Source organism: Rahnella sp. P4_A8 (genome assembly GCF_056402435.1).
Genome location: NZ_JBFUHK010000021.1, coordinates 17,374 through 40,031, shown reverse-complemented (window position 1 = coordinate 40,031; position 22,658 = coordinate 17,374). Strand labels below are relative to the sequence as shown.

Here is a 22,658-nt window from a genome sequence, read left to right as displayed (position 1 = left end):
AGCACGGTGTGCTGTTGCGGCGGCACGCCCGCGAATTTTAAGCAGATTACGTGGTCAAAACTTGAAATAGCCCGTTTTATCTCCATATAGAGATTAATGAATTATTTTTGGGAGGTGACTATGATTGCCAGTAAATACGGTATCGGACAGCAGGTCCGCCACAGAATGTTAGGTTATCTGGGTGTGGTTATTGATGTTGATGCACAATATTCGCTCGATAAGCCTGACGTCAATGATGTCGTTGCTGATGATTCAATGCGTACCGCTCCCTGGTACCATGTCGTGATGGAAGATGAAGAAGGTCAGCCGGTTCACACTTACCTGGCTGAAATTCAGATCGATCATGAAGCGGCACGTTCGCATCCTGAACAAGCCTCGCTGGATGACCTGGCAGCCTCAATCCGTAACCAGTTACAGGCACCGCGACTGCGTAACTGAGCATGATGGCTTTTTCCTGACAAGATGAAAGATAAAAACCGGCGCAGTAGCCGGTTTTTTTACGGGCAGGATCCACAGACGTTTACTTTTCCATGCCCAGTCGCGGAATTTCAATTTTCGGGCAGCGATCCATCACCACCTTCAGCCCGGCCTCTTTTGCCAGCACAGCAGCCTGTTCATTAATGACGCCCAGTTGCAGCCACAGCACGTTCGCCTTAATCGCAATCGCTTCCTGCGCCACGCCATAAGCGGCATCCGCATTACGGAACACGTCCACCATATCTACCGGATGGGGAATTTCTGCCAGAGAACCATAAGCTTTCTGGCCGAGCAGTTCCTGCCCCGCCAGCTTCGGACTGACCGGGATCACCTCAAAGCCCTGAGAAAGTAAATACGCCATGACGCCGTAACTTGGTCGGCCGGGATTATCACTGGCCCCCACCAGCGCGATGGTTTTCACTTCTTCAAGAATCTTGCGGATATCATTGTCTTGCACGGGTTTATCTCCTTTGGCCTGTATGCATTAAGTGTAACGCAGCCTGACCATTTCGACAGTCTGTACGTGAAAAAGAGCCGCTGCAGGATCGCRCTGGTGGGAAATTAAAACATTTTGTAAAACTTTGACACACAATCGTCATTCCTGAATAATAGAGGATGAGCAACGTTGTATCTGAGGAGAGAGGAATGAAAATCTGTCATGCGCTGGTCGCATTAGCGAGTCTCAGCCTGATGGTGTCAGCTTCAGCGACCTCACTTAAATTGTCCCCCGATGTCGATGTTCTGGTAATCGATGGCAAACAGATGTCTGGCGCAATCCTTAAAGGCGCAGACAGCCTTGAACTCGATGGCGGTCAGCACCAGATTCTGTTTCAGGTCAGCAAAAATGTCCGTTCCGTCGCTCAACAGGCACCGATAATCTACCATTCGCCTGCCCTTATCGTGACCTTCAATGCTAAAAGTAATCGTTCCGTTTCTTTCGTTCTGCCAAAACTGAGCAACGACAATGAAACGACACAATTTAGCCAGCAGATGAATTATCAGCTCATTGATGAACAAGGCCGTCAGATACCGACACAACGTGACGTCCTGAATATGTTTAATCCCGGGCATACTGCCGACGCTGAAAAATTAATGATGACTTACAATTTGTCGGGCGCACGTGCGGCGGTTCCTTCATTCGCCAAAGGCAGCATGGATAAAAAATCTGCGTTAGCCACCGACGCAACATCTCAAATTTCTATCGTTTATCTTCATCCGTTGTGGACACGTCTGGCCGCGAATGCTGGCTTTGAGCGGTTGTTACTCTGGTTAAAACTGCCGGATAATCAGGAACGCGCGTCATAACTTAATCTGCATCACGCATTCCTCCTTCTTAACGGCGAATTATTCCCCCTGAGCTATGCAGTAAAACGGAGTTTCAGTATTCTGTGTTCCACTTTTACTTTCGCGTTGAAGGGAATTAGATGGAATACACGACCCGCACGATCGCAAAACAAAAACATATAGCCCTGGTCGCGCATGACCACTGCAAAAGTACCCTGCTGAAATGGGTTGATAAAAACGTTGCTGAGCTTTCGCAGCATATCCTGTATGCCACCGGCACGACGGGTAACCTGGTTCAGCGTAATACCGGGATTAATGTCAAAAGCATGCTAAGCGGGCCGATGGGCGGCGACCAGCAAGTGGGCGCGCTGATTGCCGAAGGCAAAATCGATATGCTGATTTTCCTCTGGGATCCGCTCAATGCCGTTCCGCATGATCCGGATGTGAAAGCCCTGCTGCGCCTGGCGACCGTATGGAACATCCCGGTGGCAACCAATCTGTCTACTGCTGACTTCCTGATCCAGTCTCCGTTGTTCCAGTCTGAAGTCGAAATCACTATTCCTGACTACCAGCGCTATCTGTGGTCACGCCTGAAAGAATAATGATTCAATAGGCTGATTTTTAAAAGTAAAAAGCCCGGCGATTGCCGGGCTTTTTACTGATCTTATCTATGGTTTTCGCTGGACCGGTACACCGATATCTTCAAGCTGTTCTACGAAGACGGAAGGACGTTCTTTATCCTGCAGCAACCAGACCTGATGCTTCGCACGCGTCATCGCCACATACAATAAACGCCGCTCTTCGGCATCCAGAAAGTTTTCCGGTTCAGGCAATAACACTTCCTCCAGCAAAGATTCCCGCGCGGGCGCAGGGAAACCGTCATTGCCATCATGCAATCCGACGATAATCACGTATTCAGCCTGTTGTCCTTTACTGGCATGAATCGTCATGAAATCAAGATTAAGCTTTGGCCAGCGGGTCGCGGCTTTCTCCAGAATTTGCGGTCGAAGATGGTGATAACGCGCCAGCACCAGAATATGTTCATCAACGGTGACATAGCCGCTAAGTTTATCCAGCAATTTTTCCATCTGGTCCTCAGGCAGTATCACGACATTTTTCTTGTTGCCTTTGGTCAGACTGTTCAGCGGCTTCTTCAACTGATAAGGGTTTTGCTGCACAAACTTATTGGCAATTTCACCGATGCGGTCATTGAACCGGTAAGTCGTATCCAGTGCGCATTGCGCTCCTTCGCCAAAATTGTCAGCAAACGCCGTGGTCAGGGACAACTCCGCACCGCTGAAACGGTAAATCGCCTGCCAGTCGTCCCCCACAGCAAACAAACTGGTATGTTTGTTAAGTTTACGCAAGGCAGAAAGCAGCAGTGCACGCTGGGGGGAAATGTCCTGGAATTCATCCACCAGAATATGCTTCCACGGGCTGACAAAACGCCCTTTTTCCAGAATATTGACTGCCTGATGGATAAGCCCGGAAAAGTCCACTGCGCCCTCTTCTTTCAGTGCCGTTTTCCAGGCTTTCATCAGCGGTGCCATCAGACGAATACGCTTTGTAAACAGATCTTTGACGTCTTCCGGCGCGCTTTCGATCATCTCCGCCTGACTGCCACCGTGCATACGCATCAGGCTGAGCCAGCGTTCAAGGCGGCTTCCGAGGCGCTCCGCCAGCGATTTATTTTTCCAGTAATCACCCTCAGGAACGGTCCATTCCAGTTCGTCTGTCATCCATTGCCGCCAGCCGCTGGCCTGCACTTTTTTCTCTGCACACTGCTGCTGCCATGTCTTAATCAGTAAGCTGCGCCGGGCTTTCGAATCGGTTTCAAGTTTGCTGATTTTGGGGGCTTTTTTGCTGCCTTCCTGGATAATCTGCAAAGCGAGCGCATGAAATGTCTTGGCCTTGATGCCTTCAGTATGCAAACGCTCTTTGATACGCCCGTTCATTTCATCCGCTGCCTGACGACCAAAGGCCAGCAACAGAATTTGTTCAGGATGCGCTTCCTGACGGCGCAACAGCCAGCCCGCGCGCGCCACCAGCACCGACGTTTTACCACTGCCCGCGCCAGCCAGCACCAGCACCGCGTCTTCACCGTTCACGACAGCGCGGCATTGGCTGTCATTGAGCGGCGACACTTCAACGGTATCAAAAAAGTCACGGTTATCAGCAATCACCCTGTCAGTCCAAGCCAGATTGCGCCGGTCGACACTGCGTTTACCCTGCTCAAGCCAGCGCAGACAGGTCTGATAATCTTCCCGACAATTATCAAATTCAGTAAGACGTTCAACAGGCACCGGGATCGCAGAAAATGCCTCAGTAATGTCTTTCTGCACATCCGCCAGATCAATGCGTTTGAACCATTTGTCTTGCTGTTCAATCTGGGTAATTTTTTCAACCTGCCCGCGCAATACTCCGGCGCTGACCTCGCTCATCTCGAGACTCCAGGTCTGCCAGATATTGAGCAGGTATTGATAAAAACGCTGTGTTTCCTGCCATTCGGTGCCGTGCAGCCGGACCACTTTTTGCTCCGGCAATTCAAATTCAAGCTCCCCCCAGACGATGCCACGTTTGCAGCGAATCTGAATAAGCTGATTAAAAGGGATCAGATAGTGATGTTTATCGCCGCTGACTTCCACGCCGGCATTAAGCAGACGCACCCGGTTATAAGGGTGCTGCGCCAGATGTTTCCCGAATGAGGTCGATTTCAGTTCCATATCATCACACCGTGTTTTTCTTTAATTCCTGACATTTTACATGCAAGAGCATTTAAGAGTTTACCTTTGATAAGCGCAGGCGATCCACGCTCCAAAACAGAGTAGAATAAGAGGTATGTTTGCGTTATGTGAACACGAAATTTATCAACTTTTTAACCTCTTCGGGAAGAGCTGCCATGCGTACCGTACTCAATATTCTTAACTTTGTTTTAGGTGGTTTTTTCACCACGCTTGCCTGGCTGCTTGCTACGCTGGTCAGTATCGTGCTGATCTTTACTCTGCCACTCACCCGTTCTTGCTGGGAAATCACCCGTCTTTCACTGCTGCCATTTGGCAATGAAGCCGTACATGTCGATGACCTGTATCCGGAAAAACGCAGCGCGTTGCTGTCCGGCGGAGGTACTCTGTTGAATATCTTCTGGTTTATTTTTTTCGGCTGGTGGTTATGCTTGTCGCATATCGTTGCCGGTATCGCGCAATGTATCAGCATAATCGGTATTCCGGTGGGCATTGCGAACTTTAAAATTGCTGCCATTGCACTCTGGCCGGTAGGACGCAGGGTCGTTTCCGTCGAGCTGGCAAAGCAAGTTCGTGAAGCTAATGCAAGCCGTCAGAGAGAAAACGGACGCATTCGCTGATTGCGATGTTTCAACATTTTTGAATTTTAAGGTGGGTTTTTCGTGCTTTCTATTGCACCCGGTTTACGGCGCTATGCCTATAACAGCAATATTCTTTATCACATCAGGATTTTCATTGCGCTGACAGGGGCTGCGGCATTGCCATGGTGGTTGGGTCAGTTCACGCTGACAATCCCCCTTACACTCGGTGTGGTTGCTGCGGCTCTTGCCGATCTTGATGATCGTCTCGCTGGCCGTCTGCGCAATTTGCTGATTACTCTGGTCTGTTTTTTTATTGCTTCAGCATCCATAGAATTACTCTTCCCCTATCCGTGGCTTTTTGCGCCCGGGCTGATGATTTCAACCTGCGGATTCATCCTGCTGGGGGCCCTGGGGCAGCGTTATGCCACGATTGCCTTCGGCGCGTTGCTGATCGCCATATATACGATGCTTGGCACCAGCATGTATCACATCTGGTATCAGCAACCGCTGATCCTGCTTGCGGGTGCTATCTGGTATAACCTGCTGACGCTGGCTGGCCATATTATTTTCCCCATCCGTCCGTTACAGGATCAGATCTCACGCTGTTTCACGCAACTGGCGGCTTATCTTGAAGCCAAAGCAACGTTGTTTGATCCCGATCAGGAAGATAACAACCAGCAACTGGTCGAGCTGGCCATGGCCAACGGTCAACTGGTCTCCACACTGAACCAAACAAAAAATACGCTACAGACCCGGCTGAAAGGAGATCGTGGCCAGAAAGGGACCCGCCGGACATTACATTATTATTTTGTGGTGCAGGATATTCATGAGCGCGCCAGCTCGTCCCACGTGCAGTACCTCAAACTCAGTGAACAATTTCATCACAGTGATATTCTGTTCCGCTTTCAGCGCCTGATGAGCATGCAGGCGCGGGCCTGTTTACAGCTGTCACAATGCATTCTTTATCGCCAGCAATATACCCACAACAGCCAGTTCGAACGGGCGTTTTCCCGGCTGGAAGAAGCCCTCAAACGTCTGGAATCTCATCACGAACACCGTGAGACATTACAGGCGTTACGCCATCTTTTACGCAATCTGCATGCGATTGACGCGCAACTGGCAAATATCGAGTCGGAGCAGTCTCTGCCGGAAAACCAGACCGGCAAAAGCCCGTTTGCGGAAGACCGTCTGACTGGCCTTGATGATATCTGGCTGCGCATTTCCCGCCATTTTACGCCGCAATCGGTGTTGTTCCGTCATGCAATTCGTATGTCTGTCGTGCTCTTTGTAGGCTACGTTTTCATTCAGGTCAGCGGCTTAAATCACGGCTACTGGATCTTGCTCACCAGTCTTTTTGTCTGTCAACCAAACTACAGTGCGACCCGCCGGAGGTTAGCTCTGAGGATAATCGGAACACTCGCCGGTATTGCTCTCGGGATGCCTATCTTGTATTTCGTTCCGTCCGTTGACGGGCAAATGATTCTGATCGTCATCAGCGGGTTATTGTTCTTTGCGTTCCGCACAGTGCAATACGCGCAGGCCACAATGTTCATCACCCTTCTGGTGTTGTTATGCTTCAATTTGTTAGGCGAAGGATTTGAAGTCGCTATCCCGAGAGTAATCGATACGCTGATTGGTTGTGGTATCGCCTGGGCGGCAGTGACCTTTATATGGCCCGACTGGAAATTCAGGCAACTTGATAAGGTGGTCAGAAAAACGTTCGATGCTAATTGCCGTTATCTTGATGCTATTCTGGTGCAGTACCATCAGGGGAAAGACAACAGTCTCGAGTACCGTCTGGCCCGCCGTGATGCGCATAATTGCGATGCCGAGCTGGCGTCCGTGGTGTCGAACATGAGCTCTGAGAGAAATAACGAACCGGCGACACTCGAAGCGGCGTTTCGCCTGTTATGCCTCAATCATACTATGCTGAGCTACATTTCAGCGCTGGGTGCCCATCGCGAAAAACTCAATGATGCCGAAACCCTGAGGTTGCTGGATGATGCAGCATGCTGCGTTGACGGCGCTTTGCATCATCTGCCTTCTGAAGCAGAACGCATCCAACACGCGCTCGGTGAACTCACTGCACGTATTCAGATGCGTACAACGGATATCGACAGTAAAGAGCAGCTCGTGCTTCAGCAAATTGGATTACTGGTGGCTCATTTGCCTGAGCTCACCAGTCTTAATACTAAGATCCTGCCGGCACAAAATCGGCTCTAATTGCAGATAACTTACGCAAATTTAGTGCACAACCGTTGATAGCTGCTCTTGGTGATGGTTAAACCAGTGAGTTAATGACTCTCTGGATTCCATCGGCAAAGCGGCTTCATGGAAGCCCAAAATTGCCCCTTCGAGTGCCATCAGTAAATTAATCCCTAAATTCTTTTTTTTAATGGCACACAGTTTGAGGTAGGTATGGCAGGCCCCCTGTAACCGCAAGTCCCCCGAGTTCTCAATGCCGACTTGCCAGAGCATCCTTTCTAGCGCCAGCGAGAGATTGGGTAAATCTTTCAATCGGACCGCTTCGTTGTTTTTTTTCAGCTCTATATCCCGCAACATCCCTTGCAACGATAATCTGCCCAGCTCGCACAGTGCCTGGTGATCACTCCATTGCCGGGCACTCACTTTGAAATAACGCAACTGCACATCCATGCCTCGCTTGCGATAGGTCAGCCTCTCCATCTTTTTGCGGCGAAAATGAGTTTCGGTTTCTCCGGTCGCTCGCAGATAGAGTTCACCATCAGAAACCAGGGCGAACATGACGCGGTCAGCGGACAAGCTCATCCCCCCAAATTGGGTGCGGGAACGAATATTGCCCAACGGGGCAAAAATCTCCAGACACTCAAGCACTCGTTTTTTTGATTTGTTTATCATTGCGTTATCCTTTTCACGTTAATCCCTTGCTTCCATTTTGAGTTACCAAAACAGCTAAAAGCAAAATACGCAATCTTATGAACTCCAACAAACATAAAATGCCGTTACAGCCTGTTGCCTTCAAAATTTGCGAGATATCTTGGAAAAATTGGGTTGATCTTTGCTCACCGCCAGAGTACTGTACATACATACAGTAACTCACTGGAGTACATCATTATGCGAACTCAACACCATACAAATCATCATTTTAGTCAGCTTGCTTTGCCCGTCACTCCGTCACAGGTAAATACGTCTGCATCCTTGAATAATGGTCTGATCACTGAGTTCGTCTATAGTGCGAGCCAACCTGCTTTTGCGCAGTTATTACTGCCCTTACTGCAACACCTGGGTATGCAGTCTCGCTGGTTGTTGTGGCTCACACCTCAACAAAAACTGAGCCGTCATTGGTTATCTCAGTCAGGTCTGCCGGTGGATAAGATGGTGCAAGTTAATCAAATTACGGCGATGTCGACGGTAGATGCGATGGAGAAAGCCTTGCAGACGGGTAACTACAGTGTCGTGTTGGGATGGCTTCCGGATTTGAGTGATACTGAGAGGGAAAGATTGCAAATTGCAGCACGCCAGGGTGGTGCTTACGGCTTCATAATGAGACCGACAAATGAACAGAATTCAGCTTGTGGACATCATTCCACAGTAAAAATTCACTCTTCCGTATACCATTAGTTCAAAATAGGAATCTTCCTATGAAAATAATGCGGAACTTAGTGATTTGTGCTGAATAATGCCTGCAAGCCAGTAAAAACGGGCTTCCGGAATGCAGATTAGTGCCAGATTTTGTCAGCAAATTGCCAAAGCCGTTAAGAAATGTGTCCGTTTTTCCCTTTTTTTCCACGGTGTTAACACATCAAGCTTGTAAGTTTCGCGCCACGTTGTAGACTTTACAACGCCAAGGTTGCTCGATAATGCCAACGTAAAGTGGCAAGTTCTGAAATGAAGCAATAATCTTGGCGTAAGGATTTTAACCAAGGGCTTAAAAAGCTTAAAGCTCAATTGCCTATTTGGATGATAACGAGGCGCAAAATGAAAAAGACAGCTATCGCATTAGCAGTGGCACTGGCAGGTTTCGCTACCGTAGCGCAAGCCGCCCCTAAAGATAACACCTGGTATACCGGTGGTAAATTGGGCTGGTCCCAATACCATGACACTGGTTTCGCAAACGCTTACAACGGTATCGGCAACGGCCCTACCCACGAAAGCCAACTGGGTGCAGGTGCGTTCTTGGGTTACCAAGCGAACCAATACCTGGGCTTTGAAATGGGATATGACTGGCTTGGCCGTATGCCTTACAAAGGCAGCGTAAATAACGGCGCGTTCAAAGCACAAGGCGTTCAGCTGGCTGCTAAACTGAGCTACCCGCTGACTGACGATCTGGACCTGTACACCCGTCTGGGTGGTATGGTTTGGCGTGCAGATGCTAAAGGTAACTTCAACAACGGTGCTAATGGTCGCGTAAGTGATCATGACACTGGTGTTTCTCCACTGGCAGCAGTTGGTGTTGAATACGCAGTAACCAAAAACTGGGCTACCCGTCTGGATTACCAGTGGGTTAACAACATTGGTGACGCGGCTACCGTTGGTGCACGTCCTGATAACGCAATGCTGTCTGTAGGTGTTTCTTACCGTTTCGGTCAAGATGAAGCAGCTGCTCCAGTTGTTGCTCCAGCACCAGCTCCAGCTCCAGTTGTAGAGACTAAGAAATTCACTCTGAAATCTGACGTTCTCTTCAACTTCAACAAAGCGACTCTGAAACCAGAAGGCCAACAGGCTCTGGATCAGCTGTACAGCCAGTTGAGCTCTATCGATCCTAAAGACGGTTCTGTTATCGTTCTGGGTTACACCGACCGTATCGGTTCAGAACAATACAACCAGAAACTGTCTGAGCAACGTGCTCAGAGCGTAGTAGATTACCTGGTATCTAAAGGTATCCCTGCTAACAAGATCTCTGCACAAGGCCAGGGTAAATCTAACCCAGTTACCGGTTCTACCTGTGACTCCGTTAAAGGCCGTGCCGCTCTGATCGACTGCCTGGCACCAGACCGTCGTGTAGAAATCGAAGTTAAAGGCTACAAAGATACTGTTACTCAGCCACAGGCTTAATAACACGCTTTAGCTTTTGCTACAGATACTAAAAACCCCGCCATGGCGGGGTTTTTTTTATGCCTTCGGTCAGAGCAAATAGCTGACTCCCTGAGATGCGAAAGCAAATCTATCCAATATCTTTCTTGCCGAGTATTTGTTCTAAATCTTCTTTCAATGAAGACATCTGATTCGCGTATTTCTCTTTACGCTCGGCATCTTCAAGCAGTTGAATGATCGTGTCAGAAAGCGTGACACCACGCCTTTGTGCCAATCCCGCTAAACGCTGCCAAACCAGAAATTCTAAATCGATAGATTTTTTGCGAGTGTGCTGATGCTCTGCATTGAAATGACGCTTACGGCGTGCACGAATCGTTTGCTTAAGACGATTTTCCAGCGCCGGATTCATATTATTAACAATCCAGTCTGACACTTTGACCGGCTCGTTTTCCAGGTTGAGAAGTTGATTCACGGATTCCTGGGCAGCGCTGTTTTCCAAATGGCGGGTGATCCGCTCACCTTCCCGGTGTTTTTTCACCAGATACTTCCATTTCCAACCACTTTCGAGATTTTCCAGTTGCTGATATTTCATCGTGAACTCTTCGGTGACCACGTAACTTTACTAAGCATAACAGCTTTAATTCAATTTTCACCCCAAATAAAACCGCTTATTTTGGTTGTTTTTTGCCCACCTGTACAGCAATGTGCACTAAGACCAATTCCGCTACGACTCTCATTGTATGCAGCCGGATTTATTCTTGTATAATCGCACTTTCCCTTTTTATAGAAAACAGCTAACACATTGACCAATAACCGACTTGACTGGCAGCTTTTACTGCCCGACTCCGCGCCTTACGAGGCAATCTTTGCAACGGCTGCCCAGTTAGCCCCTGTCGATTTTGCAGGAATTCAGCCCCGGCTGGAAAATGGTTTAACGCTGTTTTGTCATCCCCGCTCACGTGTGCGTTTTATGACGCTCAAGGCGCAGGAAAATCGCGAATACTTGTCACGCATTACGCAGGTGGTCAGCGACTTACTACCTGAACCGGCGGAAGTCACGGGTAACCGTTACCATATTGAAGGCAATAAGGTAACGCTGCTGGCGGCGAAGACAGCGGAAGATGCATTCGCGGCGAAATCGACCTGCCAGTATCGTGAATGGGTTGAACCTGAACAGCTGTTCGGGTGCGTGCGCATTTACAAAGACCAGATCCAGCTGGAGCCGGGATTGGTACACCAGGTGAATGGCGGTGTGCTGGTACTTTCCATCCGTACCCTCATCGCGCAGCCTCTGATGTGGTTGCGTCTGAAACAGATGATCACCGAAGGTCAATATCATTGGGTCTCACCAGATGAGACGACACCTTTACCTGTGACAGTCCCTCCGATGCCTTTGGATATTCGCCTGATTCTGGTCGGTGACCGCTTATCGCTTGGTGACCTCAGTGATATGGAGCCAGAGTTGGTGGATTCTTCCATTTATGGTGAATTTGAAGCCGACCTGCCGCTGACGGAAGAAAGCGATATGGAAACCTGGTGTGGTTATGTCAATACGCTGGCTGATGAGCTTGAGATCCCACGCCTGGCCGCTGATGCATGGCCCGAGTTTCTGAAAATGGCCATTCGTCACAGCACCGATCAGGGCAGTCTGACACTCGACCCAGTATGGCTGAACACCCAGCTTAGCGAAGCTGCACTCTATAATGAAGACGAGTTGCTGAGCGTTAAGTCTCTTGAAGCGGCATCCGGTGCACGTGCATGGCGTGAGAGTTATCTCCAGGAGCGTATGCAGGATGAAATCGAACTTGGACAAATTCGCATTGAAACAGAAGGCGAAGTTGTCGGGCAGATTAATGGCCTGTCTGTACTGGAATATCCGGGGCATCCGCGAGCGTTGGGTGAACCTTCCCGAATTAGTTGTGTCGTACATGCCGGCGACGGCGAATTTACAGACGTCGAACGTAAAGCCGAGTTAGGTGGTAATCTGCATGCCAAAGGCATGATGATTATGCAGGCCTTTCTGATTTCCGAGTTAGAACTCGACCAGCCTCTGCCCTTTTCCGCCTCGATTGTATTTGAGCAGTCTTACGGAGAAGTGGACGGCGACAGCGCTTCACTTGCTGAACTCTGCGCACTGATCAGTGCGTTGTCGATGCAGCCGATCAACCAGCAAATTGCGGTCACCGGCTCTGTCGATCAGTTTGGGAATGTGCAACCTATTGGTGGCGTAAACGAGAAAATCGAAGGTTTCTTCGAAGTTTGTCAACGTCGCGGTTTGACCGGTAAACAAGGGGTCATTCTGCCAACCAGCAACGTGCGCAACCTGTGCCTGCATCAGCAGGTTCTGGACGCCGTTCGCGAAGGCCAGTTTCATTTATGGGCAGTTGATAACGCAGCCGAAGCGCTACCTATCCTGACCGGATTGATTTACACAAACGAAGAAGAAGCTGAAGAAGAGCGTCCGAGTCTGCTGGGATTAATTCAGCAGCGTATTGCGCTGGCGACATCGCAAGGCAGCCCGCGTTATCCGTGGCCTCTTCGCTGGTTGAACTGGTTCAATCGCAGCTGATCGGAGTTGTTCAGCTTACAGCTGTTCGCTAAACTTCGCCCTTCATTAAAATAAGGCTTACATAGAACATGGTAGATAAACGCGATTCCTATACGAAAGAAGACCTCATAGCTTCTGGCCGCAGTGAACTGTTCGGCGCTGGTGGCCCTCCGTTACCATCAGGCAATATGCTGATGATGGATCGTATCGTTAAGATGCAAGAAGACGGCGGCACCCATGGCAAAGGCTATGTTGAAGCTGAATTAGATATCAACCCTGATCTGTGGTTCTTTGGTTGTCACTTTATTGGCGATCCGGTAATGCCTGGTTGTCTGGGTCTGGATGCCATGTGGCAGTTAGTGGGCTTCTATCTGGGCTGGCTCGGTGGCGAAGGCAAAGGCCGCGCACTGGGTGTGGGTGAAGTTAAATTCACTGGTCAGGTTCTGCCAACCGCAAAACTGGTCACCTACCGACTGAATTTCAAACGTGTTATCAACCGTAAACTGATCATGGGCGTAGCTGATGGTGAAGTGCTGGTTGATGGTGTGGTGATTTACACCGCAACTGATCTGAAAGTGGGTTTGTTCAAAGACGCGGCTGCTTTCTAAGAGAGCCTGTTGCTGAGTCTGATAAAACGGTGAGTCTGATGGGCTCGCCGTTTTTTATGCGTGTTTTTCAGCGAACAGGGATGGTATTTGCCACAAACAAAAACCTCCGCGCACAGCGGAGGTTGTTCCTTATTCTGACAGGGTAGCCGCTTAAGCGGTAACAGCCCTGTCCTCCATGGCTTGTCGCCAACCCCCGAGCCAGTGTGATCGGGCATCTAATGATTGGTACGGACAAATCTCTTTTGAGCGTCCGCCAATACCTGCTTGATATCCACGTGATTGTGCCCGTTCCAGGCGATCGCGTTTTTGTCTCTTCATGCCTTGTATCCCTCATTATTCAGGTCAGGTGGAAAGAAAACAGTGGCCCGCTTCTGCGTCCACATCTAACAAATAGCTGCAATATGAGGAGAGGTCAATGCGCAAAATTCACGCCAATGTCATATTTGTGAGCTATATTATTGGATTGCGCACAAAATAATCGCGCCAATTAATCCCTCATCTGGCTGATCCCCATAAAAAAATCCCGGTGTCTGTCAGGTCAGAAACCGGGATTTTTTATCTTTAACTTAAAAAATATTAAGCTTAAAAAAACGTCATCTTATCTGCGCAGCAATCTGGCCCGCTTCTTGCTGCCAGCCGGTAGCCAACGTTCTGACCAGCGCGTCATAGCCATCTTCGTYTTGCTTGAGATTCAGGGTGAAATCACGCTGAATCATCTGCCCGTTGCGTGTCAGGCTCCAGCTGCCACTGACGATCACAATACCGTCATAGCGGCCATGGAAACCGGTGACATTAACGTTCAGCACATCCTGATCGTCGGTATTCGCCGCCTGAGTGGAAACCAGCGAGCCCGGCAAGTCCCGGCGTAAATAGGTGACCAGTGCTTGCTGTAGTTGCTGATCCAACGGACTGGCCCAGAGATTATTCTGGGTCAGCGTGTACTGCACATCATTGGTCTGATATACCAGCCCTGACCCTGCCAGATAATCAGCAACACTCACCCGCTCAACCCACAGATGCCGCTGTACGGCACCTGCAGACATCACGCTACCTGTTGTTACGGTGCTGCTCAGCACAGGCAACTGGTAGTAGGTTTTCTGATCACTGCTGCTACAGGCAGTCAGGAATAATGCTAAGACGACAGGTATCCATTTCATCATTATTTGGCCTTCTTCGGCTGAGGATCATCTTGCCCTGGGGCAGCGAAAATCAGTGCGTTACTTTTCTGATTCAGCGTTTTCAATACCGGTTGCAGCTCACGCAGGGTTTTATCCAGACTCTGCATATCGCCGACCAGATTGCCGTACGCTGGCGAACCAGGCTGGAAGCCTTTCAGGCTGCGGTTCAACTGAATCAGCGTCTGCTGCATATCCTGAGGCAGATTTTTCATCTCTTTACTGCTGACAATCGCGTTCAGAGACTCAATCGTTTTCTGCGTTGACTTCATCGTCCTCTGACTTTCAGCCAGCGTACTTGTCGCTTCGCGCATCATCGGTTCGATTGGCAGATTGTTGATCTTATCGAGGGTTGTCATCAGTTTTTGCTGAATCTGTGCAAAGCCTCCGCTCACCGTCGGCAACAATTTATGCCCGCCGATTTCCAGCGGCCCTTTCCACGGTTTTTCATTCGGATAGAAATCCAGATCGATATACATCGCCCCTGTTAACAGGTTGGCGGATTTCATCGAAGCACGCAGACCCTGAGCAATACCGTCACGGATATGATCTTCAATATTGAAATTACTGCCCAGCAGTTGAACGAAGCGATCGGGTTCAATGCGGATCAGCACAGGAATGCGATAATCGTCCGACATCTGCTGTTTCACCACATTCATCGGATAAGGCACTTCGGCCACAGTACCCAGACGAATACCACGGAATTCAACAGGTGCGCCAGGTTGCAGACCGCGAATAGAATCCGAGAAGAACATCACGTAATCCGTGTGACGGGTATACAGCGATTCCTGAATGCTTTTCTGATCATCAAAGAGCTTATAACTGTCACCATTTTTGGCTTCGTTGCCCTGCGTCCAGCCATTCGGAATATCAAAGCTGACACCACCACTAAATAACGTGGTCAGTGACCCCATTTCGACACGCATACCGGCGGCAGACATATCGAAGTTCACGCCGCTGTCTTTCCAGAAACGCACGTTATCAGTCACCAGTGTGTCGTAAGGCGCACGGATGAAAAGCTGGTATTTGATGTTACGTGCTTTCGGATCAAAGTGACTGGTTTCCACCGTACCGACCTGGAAACCCCGGAACAACACCGGGTCGCCTGGACTCAGCTGACCGGAACGCTCACTTTCCAGACTCACGCGGATCCCTTTCGCATCAGGTGAAGCCAGCGGGGGGGAGTCATCCAGTTTATATTCTGATTTTTCTCCCCCCTTGTTACCCGGCTGCAGCTGAATATAAGCGCCGGACAATAATGTGCCCAGACCGGAGATGCCTTCACGTCCGATTTGCGGTTTCACTACCCAAAAAACAGAGTCCCCGCGCAGCATTTTTTCCATGCCGGTGTTCAGTCGTGCTTTGATGATAACTTGTTGTAAATCATCGCTAAGCGTAACGGACTCTACTTTACCGACATCGACGTTACGGCTTTTGATGGTGGTTTTGCCACCTTCGATGCCCTCAGCGGTGGTAGTGATCAGCGTGACTTCCGGGCCCTGATGGCTGTAGTGATAAAACAGGATCCACGCGCCAATCAGCGCAGTGACGATCGGTACGATCCACACTGGCGACCAGCGTTTAATTTTCTCTACTTTGGCAGTTCCGTCATGCTCTGCCATGTTATTTCCCGCCATCTTGTGGCTCCTTTGTAGACTTCATTCCAGCACGATCCCAAATGAGCCTTGGGTCAAATGTCGTTGCGGCAAACATGGTGAGGATAACTACGCCGGCGAACAGCAGCGCGCCAATATCCGGATAAATACTCATCAGTTGCCCCATTCTCACCAGCGCCGCCAGTACCGCAATAACAAACACGTCGATCATTGACCAGCGGCCAACGAACTCAACCACCTCGTAAATGACATGTAATCGTTCCCTGTCGATCTCTTTATTACTGTTCGCATCCCAGCATAGCCAGCCAATAGCGATCATTTTGAGCGTCGGTACCATAATACTGGCGATCAAAATAACCAGAGCCACGGGATAGGAACCTTCGCTCCATAACAGCGCCACCCCGGCCATAATCGTAGACGGTATCGGATTACCCAGTACCTGAGTGATCATGATAGGCAACAGATTTGCCGGGATATACAGCAGAACGGAGGTCACCAGCAGAGCCATTGTCCATTGCAGACTATTTTTACGCCGTGCATGACCATGGGTTTTGCAACGGCCGCATTCTTTCTGATCAACCGGTAAAATTGCCATGCAGCAATGACAGGATCGCAGACCCTGACGCAGACCGCTTTCTCCCATGCGCAGTGGCTGATCTACCGCCGGAGCAGGTTCGATGTGCTGCCATATCCAAAGACGGTCAGTACATTGAAAGGCACGCAATTGCAGAAGGCAAAACAGGACATAGGGATAAAAACTGCTGCCCACGCCCACGTCGCCATAAGCCATGAGTTTCACGAAGCTGACCAGTACCCCGGCAAGGAAAATCTCGACCATACACCAGGCTTTCAGTTGGAATAAGGTCCGGGCAATGACAACTTTCCAGCGAACGGGAATATTGAAACTCTGGCAGAGGATGATAATGGACAGCATGCAGATGGCCGGGAGCAGTTGCACCACGATCATGAATAACGACGCCATGCTGGCATAGTCTTCTGAAACCAGAACCTGAGGGATTTGCACCAGCGTGACTTCGCTGCTCAGCCCGGCAACATTCATATTGACGAAAGGAAAGAGATTGGCCAGCAACAGCATGAACAACGCACTGATGGCATAACCGACAGGACGTCTTCGAGGCTCATTCCAGCGGGAGGTTAGCGTAGTGTGGCAACGGGGACACACCGCTTTTTGCCCGATGTGCAGGCCGGGTATTGCCACCAGCATATCGCATTGGGGACATAATATGTGCGGGTCATGATCATGGGCGTCAGAACACACTATCGACTCCTCAACAGCGGAAAGACTACGAATATCGGCAACCGGCCTTCCCTTTATCCGGTTGCCAATCATGAGGCAGTGTTAAGCGTTCTTCTGCGCTTCCAGCGCTTCCCAACGTTCAAACGCCTGCTCTAACTCAAGCTCTGCGGCAGCGAAAGCGGTGAGCACCTGCTGCGTTTCTTCATGAGGAAGGGTGAAGAAATTCGCATCGCTCATTTGCTGTTGCAAGGCACTGATTTTTTCTTCCAGAGTGCTGATTTGCGAAGGCAATTGTTCCAGCTCACGTTGCTGATTATAGCTGAGCTTATTCGCGGTGCGTTTGGCCGGTTCTGCTTTAGGTTGTGCAGCGGGTTTATTTTCCGTGGTCACCGCCTGACGGATTGGCTTCTGGTTGCGGCGCTGATGCTGTGCATCATGGTAACCACCGACATAGCTGTTGATCACGCCATCGCCTTCATAAATCCAGCATTCGGTTGCCGAGTTATCAACGAATTCACGATCATGACTCACCAGCAGTACCGTGCCCTGATAGCTGTCGATCATCTCTTCCAGGAGTTCAAGAGTTTCCACATCCAGGTCGTTGGTCGGTTCATCGAGGATCAACAGGTTGCTTGGGCGCAGGAATAATTTTGCCAGCAGAAGGCGGTTACGTTCGCCACCTGACAGCGCTTTCACCGGTGTCATGGCACGTTTCGGGTGGAACAGGAAATCCTGCAGGTAGCCCAGTACATGGCGTGCACGGCCATTGACCATCACTTCCTGCTTACCTTCGGCCAGGTTATCCATCACCGTACGCTCAGGATCCAGCTCAGCACGGTGCTGGTCGAAGTACGCCACTTCCAGTTTAGTACCGCAGTGAACACGGCCGCTGTCTGCCTGAATCTTACTTAACATCAGTTTCAGCAACGTCGTTTTACCACAACCGTTCGGGCCAATCAGCGCAATTTTATCACCACGCATGACTTGCGCAGAGAAGTTGCTCACCAGTTGTTTTCCGGCAATGCTGTAATAAACGTCTTCCATTTCAAAGACAATCTTGCCTGAACTCGCGGCTTCGACCACCTGCATTTTGGCGGTGCCCATCACTTCCCGGCGATCGGAACGCTCTTTACGCAGGGCTTTCAGAGCGCGTACGCGGCCTTCGTTGCGGGTACGGCGGGCTTTGATACCCTGACGGATCCACACTTCTTCCTGCGCCAGTTTTTTATCAAACTCGGCGTTCTGCAGTTCTTCAACGCGTAAGGCTTCTTCTTTTGCCAGCAGATAGGCTTCGTAATTACCTGGATAAGACACCAGTTTGCCGCGATCAAGATCGACAATGCGCGTCGCCATATTGCGGATGAAAGAACGGTCATGGGAAATGAAGATAATGCTGCCCTGGAATTCCTTCAGGAAATCTTCCAGCCACGCGATACTTTCGATATCCAGATGGTTCGTCGGTTCATCGAGCAGCAGAATATGAGGCGCGCTGACCAGAGCACGGCCCAGCGCCGCTTTACGCAGCCAGCCGCCGGACAGGGATTTCAGCTCTGTATCTGCATCCAGACCCAGCTTCAGCAATACTTCGTTGATACGGCTGTCGAGCTGCCACAGGCCCTGATGATCGAGGATCTCCATCACCTGAGCCAGTTTGTTCATGTTCTTTTCGCTCGGGTCGGTTTCAACCAGATGCGAAATCGCGTGATACGCCTTCAGATGTTCAGCCTGCTCGAACACACCTTCGGAGACGAAATCAAACACCGTACCTTCGACATTGCGCGGCGGATCCTGTTGCAGACGCGCAACAATCAAATCCTGCTCATACACGATACGCCCGTCATCGAGCGRCACTTCGCGGTTCAGGATCTTCATCAGCGTCGATTTACCGGCACCGTTACGGCCAACCAGACAGACACGCTCATTCGGCTCGATGTGTAATTCGGTGTTATCCAACAGCGGCGAGTCACTGAATGACAGCCAGGCACCTGACATACTAATTAACGACATAAACTTTATTTTTCCTCGCCGGCATGGGACAGCAGCCAGCAGTTATGAATCTGACGATTACGGGCGAAATCCTGTGACAGGGTTTGGCTGGTGATTTCTTTCGCGCTCAGCCCCAGTTTACTCAGTCCGTCGAGATCCATCTGGAAACCGCGCTTGTTGTTGGAGAACATAATGGTGCCGTTGCGACGTAAAATGCGTTTCAGATCTTTCATCAGAGCCAGATGATCACGCTGTACGTCAAAACTTTCGGCCATACGTTTCGAGTTGGAGAACGTCGGTGGATCGATAAAGATCACATCAAACTGTTCGTCACACATGCCCAGATAAGACAGGCAATCCGCCTGGATAAGTCGATGCTGGCGGCCGGTCAGATCGTTGGCACGCAGGTTCTTTTCCGCCCATTCCAGATATGTGCGGGACATATCTACCGTGGTCGTGCTGCGCGCGCCGCCCAGGCCAGCATGAACACTGGCGGTACCGGTGTAAGCAAACAGGTTAAGGAAGTCTTTACCTTTGCTCATTTCACCCAGCATTTTGCGGGCGATGCGGTGATCAAGGAACAAGCCGGTATCGAGATAATCCGTCAGGTTAACCCACAGTTTAGCGTTGAATTCCTCAACCAGCAGGAACTCACCTTTCTGCGCCAGTTTCTCGTACTGACTGGTGCCTTTCTGGCGCTCACGGGTTTTCAGGATCAACTGGCTGGATGAAATATCCAGTACAGACAGGGTGGCGTTTATCACGTCAAACAAGCGCTGACGGGCTTTTTGTGCATCAACCGTTTTTGGCGGCGCATATTCCTGCACCACCACTTTGCTGCCATAGCGGTCAACCGCAACGTTATAATCCGGCAAATCGGCATCATACAGGCGATAGCATTCAATGCCCTGCTGTTTGGCCCATTTTTCCAGTTTTTTGACGTTTTTACGCAGGCGGTTAGCGTAATCTTCCGCCATTTGCGTACCGGCCGCACCCGTCGGGTTTTCTGCCAGCTGATAGTTTTTCTGCACACATTCCAGCGGGCCGTTTTTAGCTTTGAACTGGCGCTCAGCACGCAGTTGCAGGCAGCTCAGCAATTCCGGTGACGCACTGAACAGCGACAACTGCCAGCCACCAAATTTGGTCTTCATGATGCGGCCGAGCATGTTATGCAGCGCAATCAATGCCGGTTCGCTTTCCAGACGCTCGCCGTATGGCGGGTTGCTGATGACCGTACCCACCGGGCCTTCCGGCAGCGGATTCACCAGTTTCCCAACTTCTGAGGCTTCAAAGCTGATCAGTTCCGCAACACCAGCGCGACGGGCGTTCGCACGCGCCATCTCAATCACGCGACGGTCGATATCAGAACCGAAGAAACGGGACGTGGTTTCCTGCACCGCACGGCGGGTACGAACCTGCGCTTCTGCGGTCAGTTCGCGCCACAGTTCAGCGTCAAATTTATTCCAGCCGGTAAAGCCCCAGTGCTGACGATGTAAGCCAGGCGCGCGATCGGCAGCGATCATTGCCGCTTCAATCAGCAATGTCCCGGAACCACACATCGGATCGACCATCGGTGTGCCCGCCTGCCAGCCGGAGCGCATTACAATCGCTGCTGCCAGGTTTTCTTTCAGCGGCGCCTGACCGGTCAGATCGCGGTAGCCGCGCTGATGCAGGCCTTCGCCGCTGAGATCCAGCGCGACGCTGGCGGTATCACGTTGCAGGAAGACGTTTACGCGGATGTCGGGCTGCTGTTTCGCCACATTCGGGCGTTCGTCCATTTTGCGGGTAAAGCTGTCGACGATGGCGTCCTTCACTTTCAGTGCACCGTACTGGCTGTTACGGATTTCGTCATTCAGGCCGCTGAAATGCACAGCGAAGGTTTTTTCCACGCCAAAAACGGCCGGCCAGTCGATCGCCATCACGCCAAGATAAAGATCCAGATCGCTGTGAACTTTGAATTCGTTCAGCGGCAACAGGATGCGCGAAGCCAGACGGCTCCACAATAAGCTGCGGTACAGCAGGCGATCGTCACCTTCAAAATGCACCCCTCCCTGCACAACTTTACAGGCTTGCGCACCCAGCGTTTCCAGTTCGCTTTTTAACAGTTCTTCCAGTCCACGCGCCGTGCTGGCAAACAAAGAGTTCATATCGACATATCACCAAAAATAAAATTGTTGCGCATTATAGCTAATCCCCGCCTCTTGTCATAAAGTCTCTGGTTCTTCTTAAGACTTTACACTCTGAGAGGCAGTCTTCAGTGCCCATTCTTTCACGTTTATTTGTTCACCCGGTCAAATCCATGCGCGGCCTGCAGGTTTCATACTCGCTGGTGACAGCAACCGGCCTGGCGTTCGATCGCCAGTTTATGATTACCGATCCGCAAGGCATGTTCATTACAGCCCGCCAGTATCCGAACCTCGTTCTGTTCACGCCGGTTTTGTTGCCCGATGGTCTGATGATCTCCGCGCCCGAAGGCGAAAGCATCACAGTCAAATTTCGTGATTTCGCAGGCGTTCACTCGCCGACGGAAGTCTGGGGCAATCAGTTTACCTCACTCATCGCGCCGGAACCCGTAAATCGCTGGTTAAGTGGCTATTTAAAGCGTGACGTTCAACTGCGCTGGGTTGGCGATGAACCGACGCGCCGGGTAAAAAAACATCCGGAAGTGCCGCTGTCGTTTGCTGACGGATTCCCGTATCTGCTGATCAATGAAGCCTCAATGCAGGATTTACAGCGCCGCTGTCCGGGCGGTGTCAGGATTGAGCAATTCAGGCCGAACATCGTGGTCAGCGGCGCACAAGCCTATGCCGAAGACAGTTGGCAGACGATCCGCATCGGGGAAGTGATTTTCGATCTGGTGAAACCTTGCAGCCGCTGTATTTTTACCACAGTCAGTATCGAAAAAGGTCGCAAACATCCGCGTGGCGAACCGTTGAAAACATTGCAGGGCTATCGTACCGCCAGCGACGGCGATGTCGATTTCGGTCAGAACATGATTGCCCGCAACAGCGGCGTGATCCGCGCAGGCGACAGCGTTCAGGTGCTGGCAACCAGGCCACCACGGCCTTACTGCGCGGGCGATATCATTGAAAATGTGGAAGCGCCAAAAAGCACCGCGCAGGACGTCCGCATTAATTATCAGGGAACGCAGTTTACCGGCAACAATCAGCAGATTTTGCTCGAGCAGCTGGAATTGCAGGGATTACGTATCCCCTATTCCTGTCGTGCAGGAATTTGTGGCGCGTGCAGGATGATATTGAAAGAAGGAAAAGTGGCACCGCTGAAAGAGAGTGCAGTGGGAAAAGATGGAACGATATTAGCGTGTAGTTGTATTCCGGCTACGGATATCGTGCTCGGCTAGAGATGTATTT

At 50.5% G+C, this 22,658-nt stretch carries 20 protein-coding genes; 10 read left to right on the top strand and 10 right to left on the bottom strand.

Annotation, left to right across the window (positions count from 1 at the left end; all coding sequences use genetic code 11):
* The first annotated feature begins 120 nt into the window (after positions 1–120).
* Positions 121–438, top strand: a complete 318-nt coding sequence (gene hspQ, locus AC1DUO_RS12905; RefSeq protein WP_013574884.1) for a heat shock protein HspQ — start codon at positions 121–123, stop codon at positions 436–438.
* Between the two features lie 82 nt (positions 439–520).
* On the opposite strand, the gene AC1DUO_RS12900 is transcribed toward hspQ, so the two are convergent.
* Positions 521–934, bottom strand: coding sequence for a CoA-binding protein (locus AC1DUO_RS12900; protein WP_013574883.1), 414 nt, complete (start codon positions 932–934; stop codon positions 521–523).
* A gap of 188 nt (positions 935–1,122) precedes the next feature.
* Here AC1DUO_RS12900 and AC1DUO_RS12895 point away from each other — a divergent pair, with 188 nt between their 5' ends.
* Positions 1,123–1,782, top strand: a complete 660-nt coding sequence (locus tag AC1DUO_RS12895) for a DUF2057 family protein (RefSeq protein ID WP_013574882.1) — start codon at positions 1,123–1,125, stop codon at positions 1,780–1,782.
* Between the two features lie 119 nt (positions 1,783–1,901).
* Complete coding sequence (gene mgsA / locus AC1DUO_RS12890) at positions 1,902–2,363, top strand: methylglyoxal synthase (RefSeq protein WP_013574881.1); 462 nt, start codon at positions 1,902–1,904, stop codon at positions 2,361–2,363.
* A gap of 66 nt (positions 2,364–2,429) precedes the next feature.
* Here mgsA and helD read toward each other — a convergent pair whose 3' ends face one another.
* Positions 2,430–4,484: a DNA helicase IV gene (gene helD / locus AC1DUO_RS12885; protein ID WP_121019476.1), complete on the bottom strand. Its 2,055-nt coding sequence runs from the start codon at positions 4,482–4,484 to the stop codon at positions 2,430–2,432.
* Positions 4,485–4,660: 176 nt separating this feature from the next.
* Here helD and AC1DUO_RS12880 point away from each other — a divergent pair, with 176 nt between their 5' ends.
* Positions 4,661–5,122, top strand: coding sequence for a YccF domain-containing protein (locus AC1DUO_RS12880; RefSeq protein ID WP_013574879.1), 462 nt, complete (start codon positions 4,661–4,663; stop codon positions 5,120–5,122).
* 42 nt (positions 5,123–5,164) lie between these two features.
* Entirely contained in the window at positions 5,165–7,306 is a 2,142-nt protein-coding gene (gene yccS, locus AC1DUO_RS12875) for a YccS family putative transporter (RefSeq protein ID WP_477987543.1), read from the top strand.
* Between the two features lie 21 nt (positions 7,307–7,327).
* Here the strand turns inward: yccS and AC1DUO_RS12870 are convergent, their stop codons facing one another.
* Positions 7,328–7,960, bottom strand: coding sequence for a TfoX/Sxy family DNA transformation protein (locus tag AC1DUO_RS12870; protein ID WP_013574877.1), 633 nt, complete (start codon positions 7,958–7,960; stop codon positions 7,328–7,330).
* 216 nt (positions 7,961–8,176) lie between these two features.
* Between AC1DUO_RS12870 and sulA the strand changes: the two genes are divergently transcribed.
* Positions 8,177–8,683 carry an SOS-induced cell division inhibitor SulA gene (gene sulA, locus AC1DUO_RS12865; RefSeq protein ID WP_013574876.1) on the top strand — a complete coding sequence of 169 codons (507 nt, stop codon included), beginning with the start codon at positions 8,177–8,179 and terminating at the stop codon, positions 8,681–8,683.
* A 357-nt stretch (positions 8,684–9,040) separates the two neighbouring features.
* A complete protein-coding gene (gene ompA / locus AC1DUO_RS12860) occupies positions 9,041–10,117 on the top strand; it encodes a porin OmpA (RefSeq protein WP_013574875.1) in 1,077 nt (358 codons plus the stop codon).
* A gap of 109 nt (positions 10,118–10,226) precedes the next feature.
* Here the strand turns inward: ompA and matP are convergent, their stop codons facing one another.
* Positions 10,227–10,688: a macrodomain Ter protein MatP gene (gene matP, locus AC1DUO_RS12855; RefSeq protein WP_037035996.1), complete on the bottom strand. Its 462-nt coding sequence runs from the start codon at positions 10,686–10,688 to the stop codon at positions 10,227–10,229.
* 210 nt (positions 10,689–10,898) lie between these two features.
* Here matP and AC1DUO_RS12850 point away from each other — a divergent pair, with 210 nt between their 5' ends.
* Both AC1DUO_RS12850 and fabA read left to right on the top strand, forming a co-directional pair.
* A complete protein-coding gene (locus AC1DUO_RS12850; protein ID WP_121019477.1) occupies positions 10,899–12,665 on the top strand; it encodes an AAA family ATPase in 1,767 nt (588 codons plus the stop codon).
* 68 nt (positions 12,666–12,733) lie between these two features.
* Positions 12,734–13,252: a bifunctional 3-hydroxydecanoyl-ACP dehydratase/trans-2-decenoyl-ACP isomerase gene (fabA, locus tag AC1DUO_RS12845; protein ID WP_119261438.1), complete on the top strand. Its 519-nt coding sequence runs from the start codon at positions 12,734–12,736 to the stop codon at positions 13,250–13,252.
* 150 nt (positions 13,253–13,402) lie between these two features.
* Here the strand turns inward: fabA and rmf are convergent, their stop codons facing one another.
* The 6 genes from rmf to rlmKL all read right to left on the bottom strand — a co-directional run bounded on the left by rmf (position 13,403) and on the right by rlmKL (position 21,434).
* Entirely contained in the window at positions 13,403–13,570 is a 168-nt protein-coding gene (gene rmf, locus AC1DUO_RS12840) for a ribosome modulation factor (protein WP_013574871.1), read from the bottom strand.
* 275 nt (positions 13,571–13,845) lie between these two features.
* On the bottom strand, positions 13,846–14,412 hold the full coding sequence (gene pqiC, locus AC1DUO_RS12835; protein WP_477987540.1) for a membrane integrity-associated transporter subunit PqiC: 567 nt from the start codon (positions 14,410–14,412) through the stop codon (positions 13,846–13,848).
* Positions 14,412–16,064, bottom strand: coding sequence for an intermembrane transport protein PqiB (pqiB, locus tag AC1DUO_RS12830; RefSeq protein WP_112197638.1), 1,653 nt, complete (start codon positions 16,062–16,064; stop codon positions 14,412–14,414). Before pqiB ends, pqiC begins: the two co-directional genes overlap by 1 nt.
* Complete coding sequence (gene pqiA, locus AC1DUO_RS12825) at positions 16,051–17,325, bottom strand: membrane integrity-associated transporter subunit PqiA (RefSeq protein ID WP_369794817.1); 1,275 nt, start codon at positions 17,323–17,325, stop codon at positions 16,051–16,053. The genes pqiB and pqiA overlap by 14 nt, the downstream gene beginning before the upstream one ends.
* 78 nt (positions 17,326–17,403) lie before the next feature.
* Complete coding sequence (locus AC1DUO_RS12820) at positions 17,404–19,308, bottom strand: ABC transporter ATP-binding protein (protein WP_477987537.1); 1,905 nt, start codon at positions 19,306–19,308, stop codon at positions 17,404–17,406.
* A 5-nt stretch (positions 19,309–19,313) separates the two neighbouring features.
* Positions 19,314–21,434, bottom strand: a complete 2,121-nt coding sequence (gene rlmKL / locus AC1DUO_RS12815; RefSeq protein WP_013574866.1) for a bifunctional 23S rRNA (guanine(2069)-N(7))-methyltransferase RlmK/23S rRNA (guanine(2445)-N(2))-methyltransferase RlmL — start codon at positions 21,432–21,434, stop codon at positions 19,314–19,316.
* A 110-nt stretch (positions 21,435–21,544) separates the two neighbouring features.
* On the opposite strand from rlmKL, the gene AC1DUO_RS12810 reads away from it, so the two are divergent.
* Entirely contained in the window at positions 21,545–22,648 is a 1,104-nt protein-coding gene (locus AC1DUO_RS12810) for a YcbX family protein (protein ID WP_013574865.1), read from the top strand.
* Positions 22,649–22,658 lie beyond the last annotated feature (10 nt).

Excerpts from the sequence above, each read along its gene's own strand:
- mgsA (WP_013574881.1), top strand. The coding sequence starts at position 1,902 with ATGGAATACACGACCCGCACGATCGCAAAACAAAAACATATAGCCCTG.
- fabA (WP_119261438.1), top strand. The coding sequence starts at position 12,734 with ATGGTAGATAAACGCGATTCCTATACGAAAGAAGACCTCATAGCTTCT.
- AC1DUO_RS12895 (WP_013574882.1), top strand. The coding sequence starts at position 1,123 with ATGAAAATCTGTCATGCGCTGGTCGCATTAGCGAGTCTCAGCCTGATG.
- pqiB (WP_112197638.1), bottom strand. The coding sequence starts at position 16,064 with ATGGCGGGAAATAACATGGCAGAGCATGACGGAACTGCCAAAGTAGAG.
- matP (WP_037035996.1), bottom strand. The coding sequence starts at position 10,688 with ATGAAATATCAGCAACTGGAAAATCTCGAAAGTGGTTGGAAATGGAAG.
- AC1DUO_RS12870 (WP_013574877.1), bottom strand. The coding sequence starts at position 7,960 with ATGATAAACAAATCAAAAAAACGAGTGCTTGAGTGTCTGGAGATTTTT.
- rmf (WP_013574871.1), bottom strand. The coding sequence starts at position 13,570 with ATGAAGAGACAAAAACGCGATCGCCTGGAACGGGCACAATCACGTGGA.
- hspQ (WP_013574884.1), top strand. The coding sequence starts at position 121 with ATGATTGCCAGTAAATACGGTATCGGACAGCAGGTCCGCCACAGAATG.
- AC1DUO_RS12880 (WP_013574879.1), top strand. The coding sequence starts at position 4,661 with ATGCGTACCGTACTCAATATTCTTAACTTTGTTTTAGGTGGTTTTTTC.
- helD (WP_121019476.1), bottom strand. The coding sequence starts at position 4,484 with ATGGAACTGAAATCGACCTCATTCGGGAAACATCTGGCGCAGCACCCT.
- rlmKL (WP_013574866.1), bottom strand. The coding sequence starts at position 21,434 with ATGAACTCTTTGTTTGCCAGCACGGCGCGTGGACTGGAAGAACTGTTA.
- ompA (WP_013574875.1), top strand. The coding sequence starts at position 9,041 with ATGAAAAAGACAGCTATCGCATTAGCAGTGGCACTGGCAGGTTTCGCT.
- sulA (WP_013574876.1), top strand. The coding sequence starts at position 8,177 with ATGCGAACTCAACACCATACAAATCATCATTTTAGTCAGCTTGCTTTG.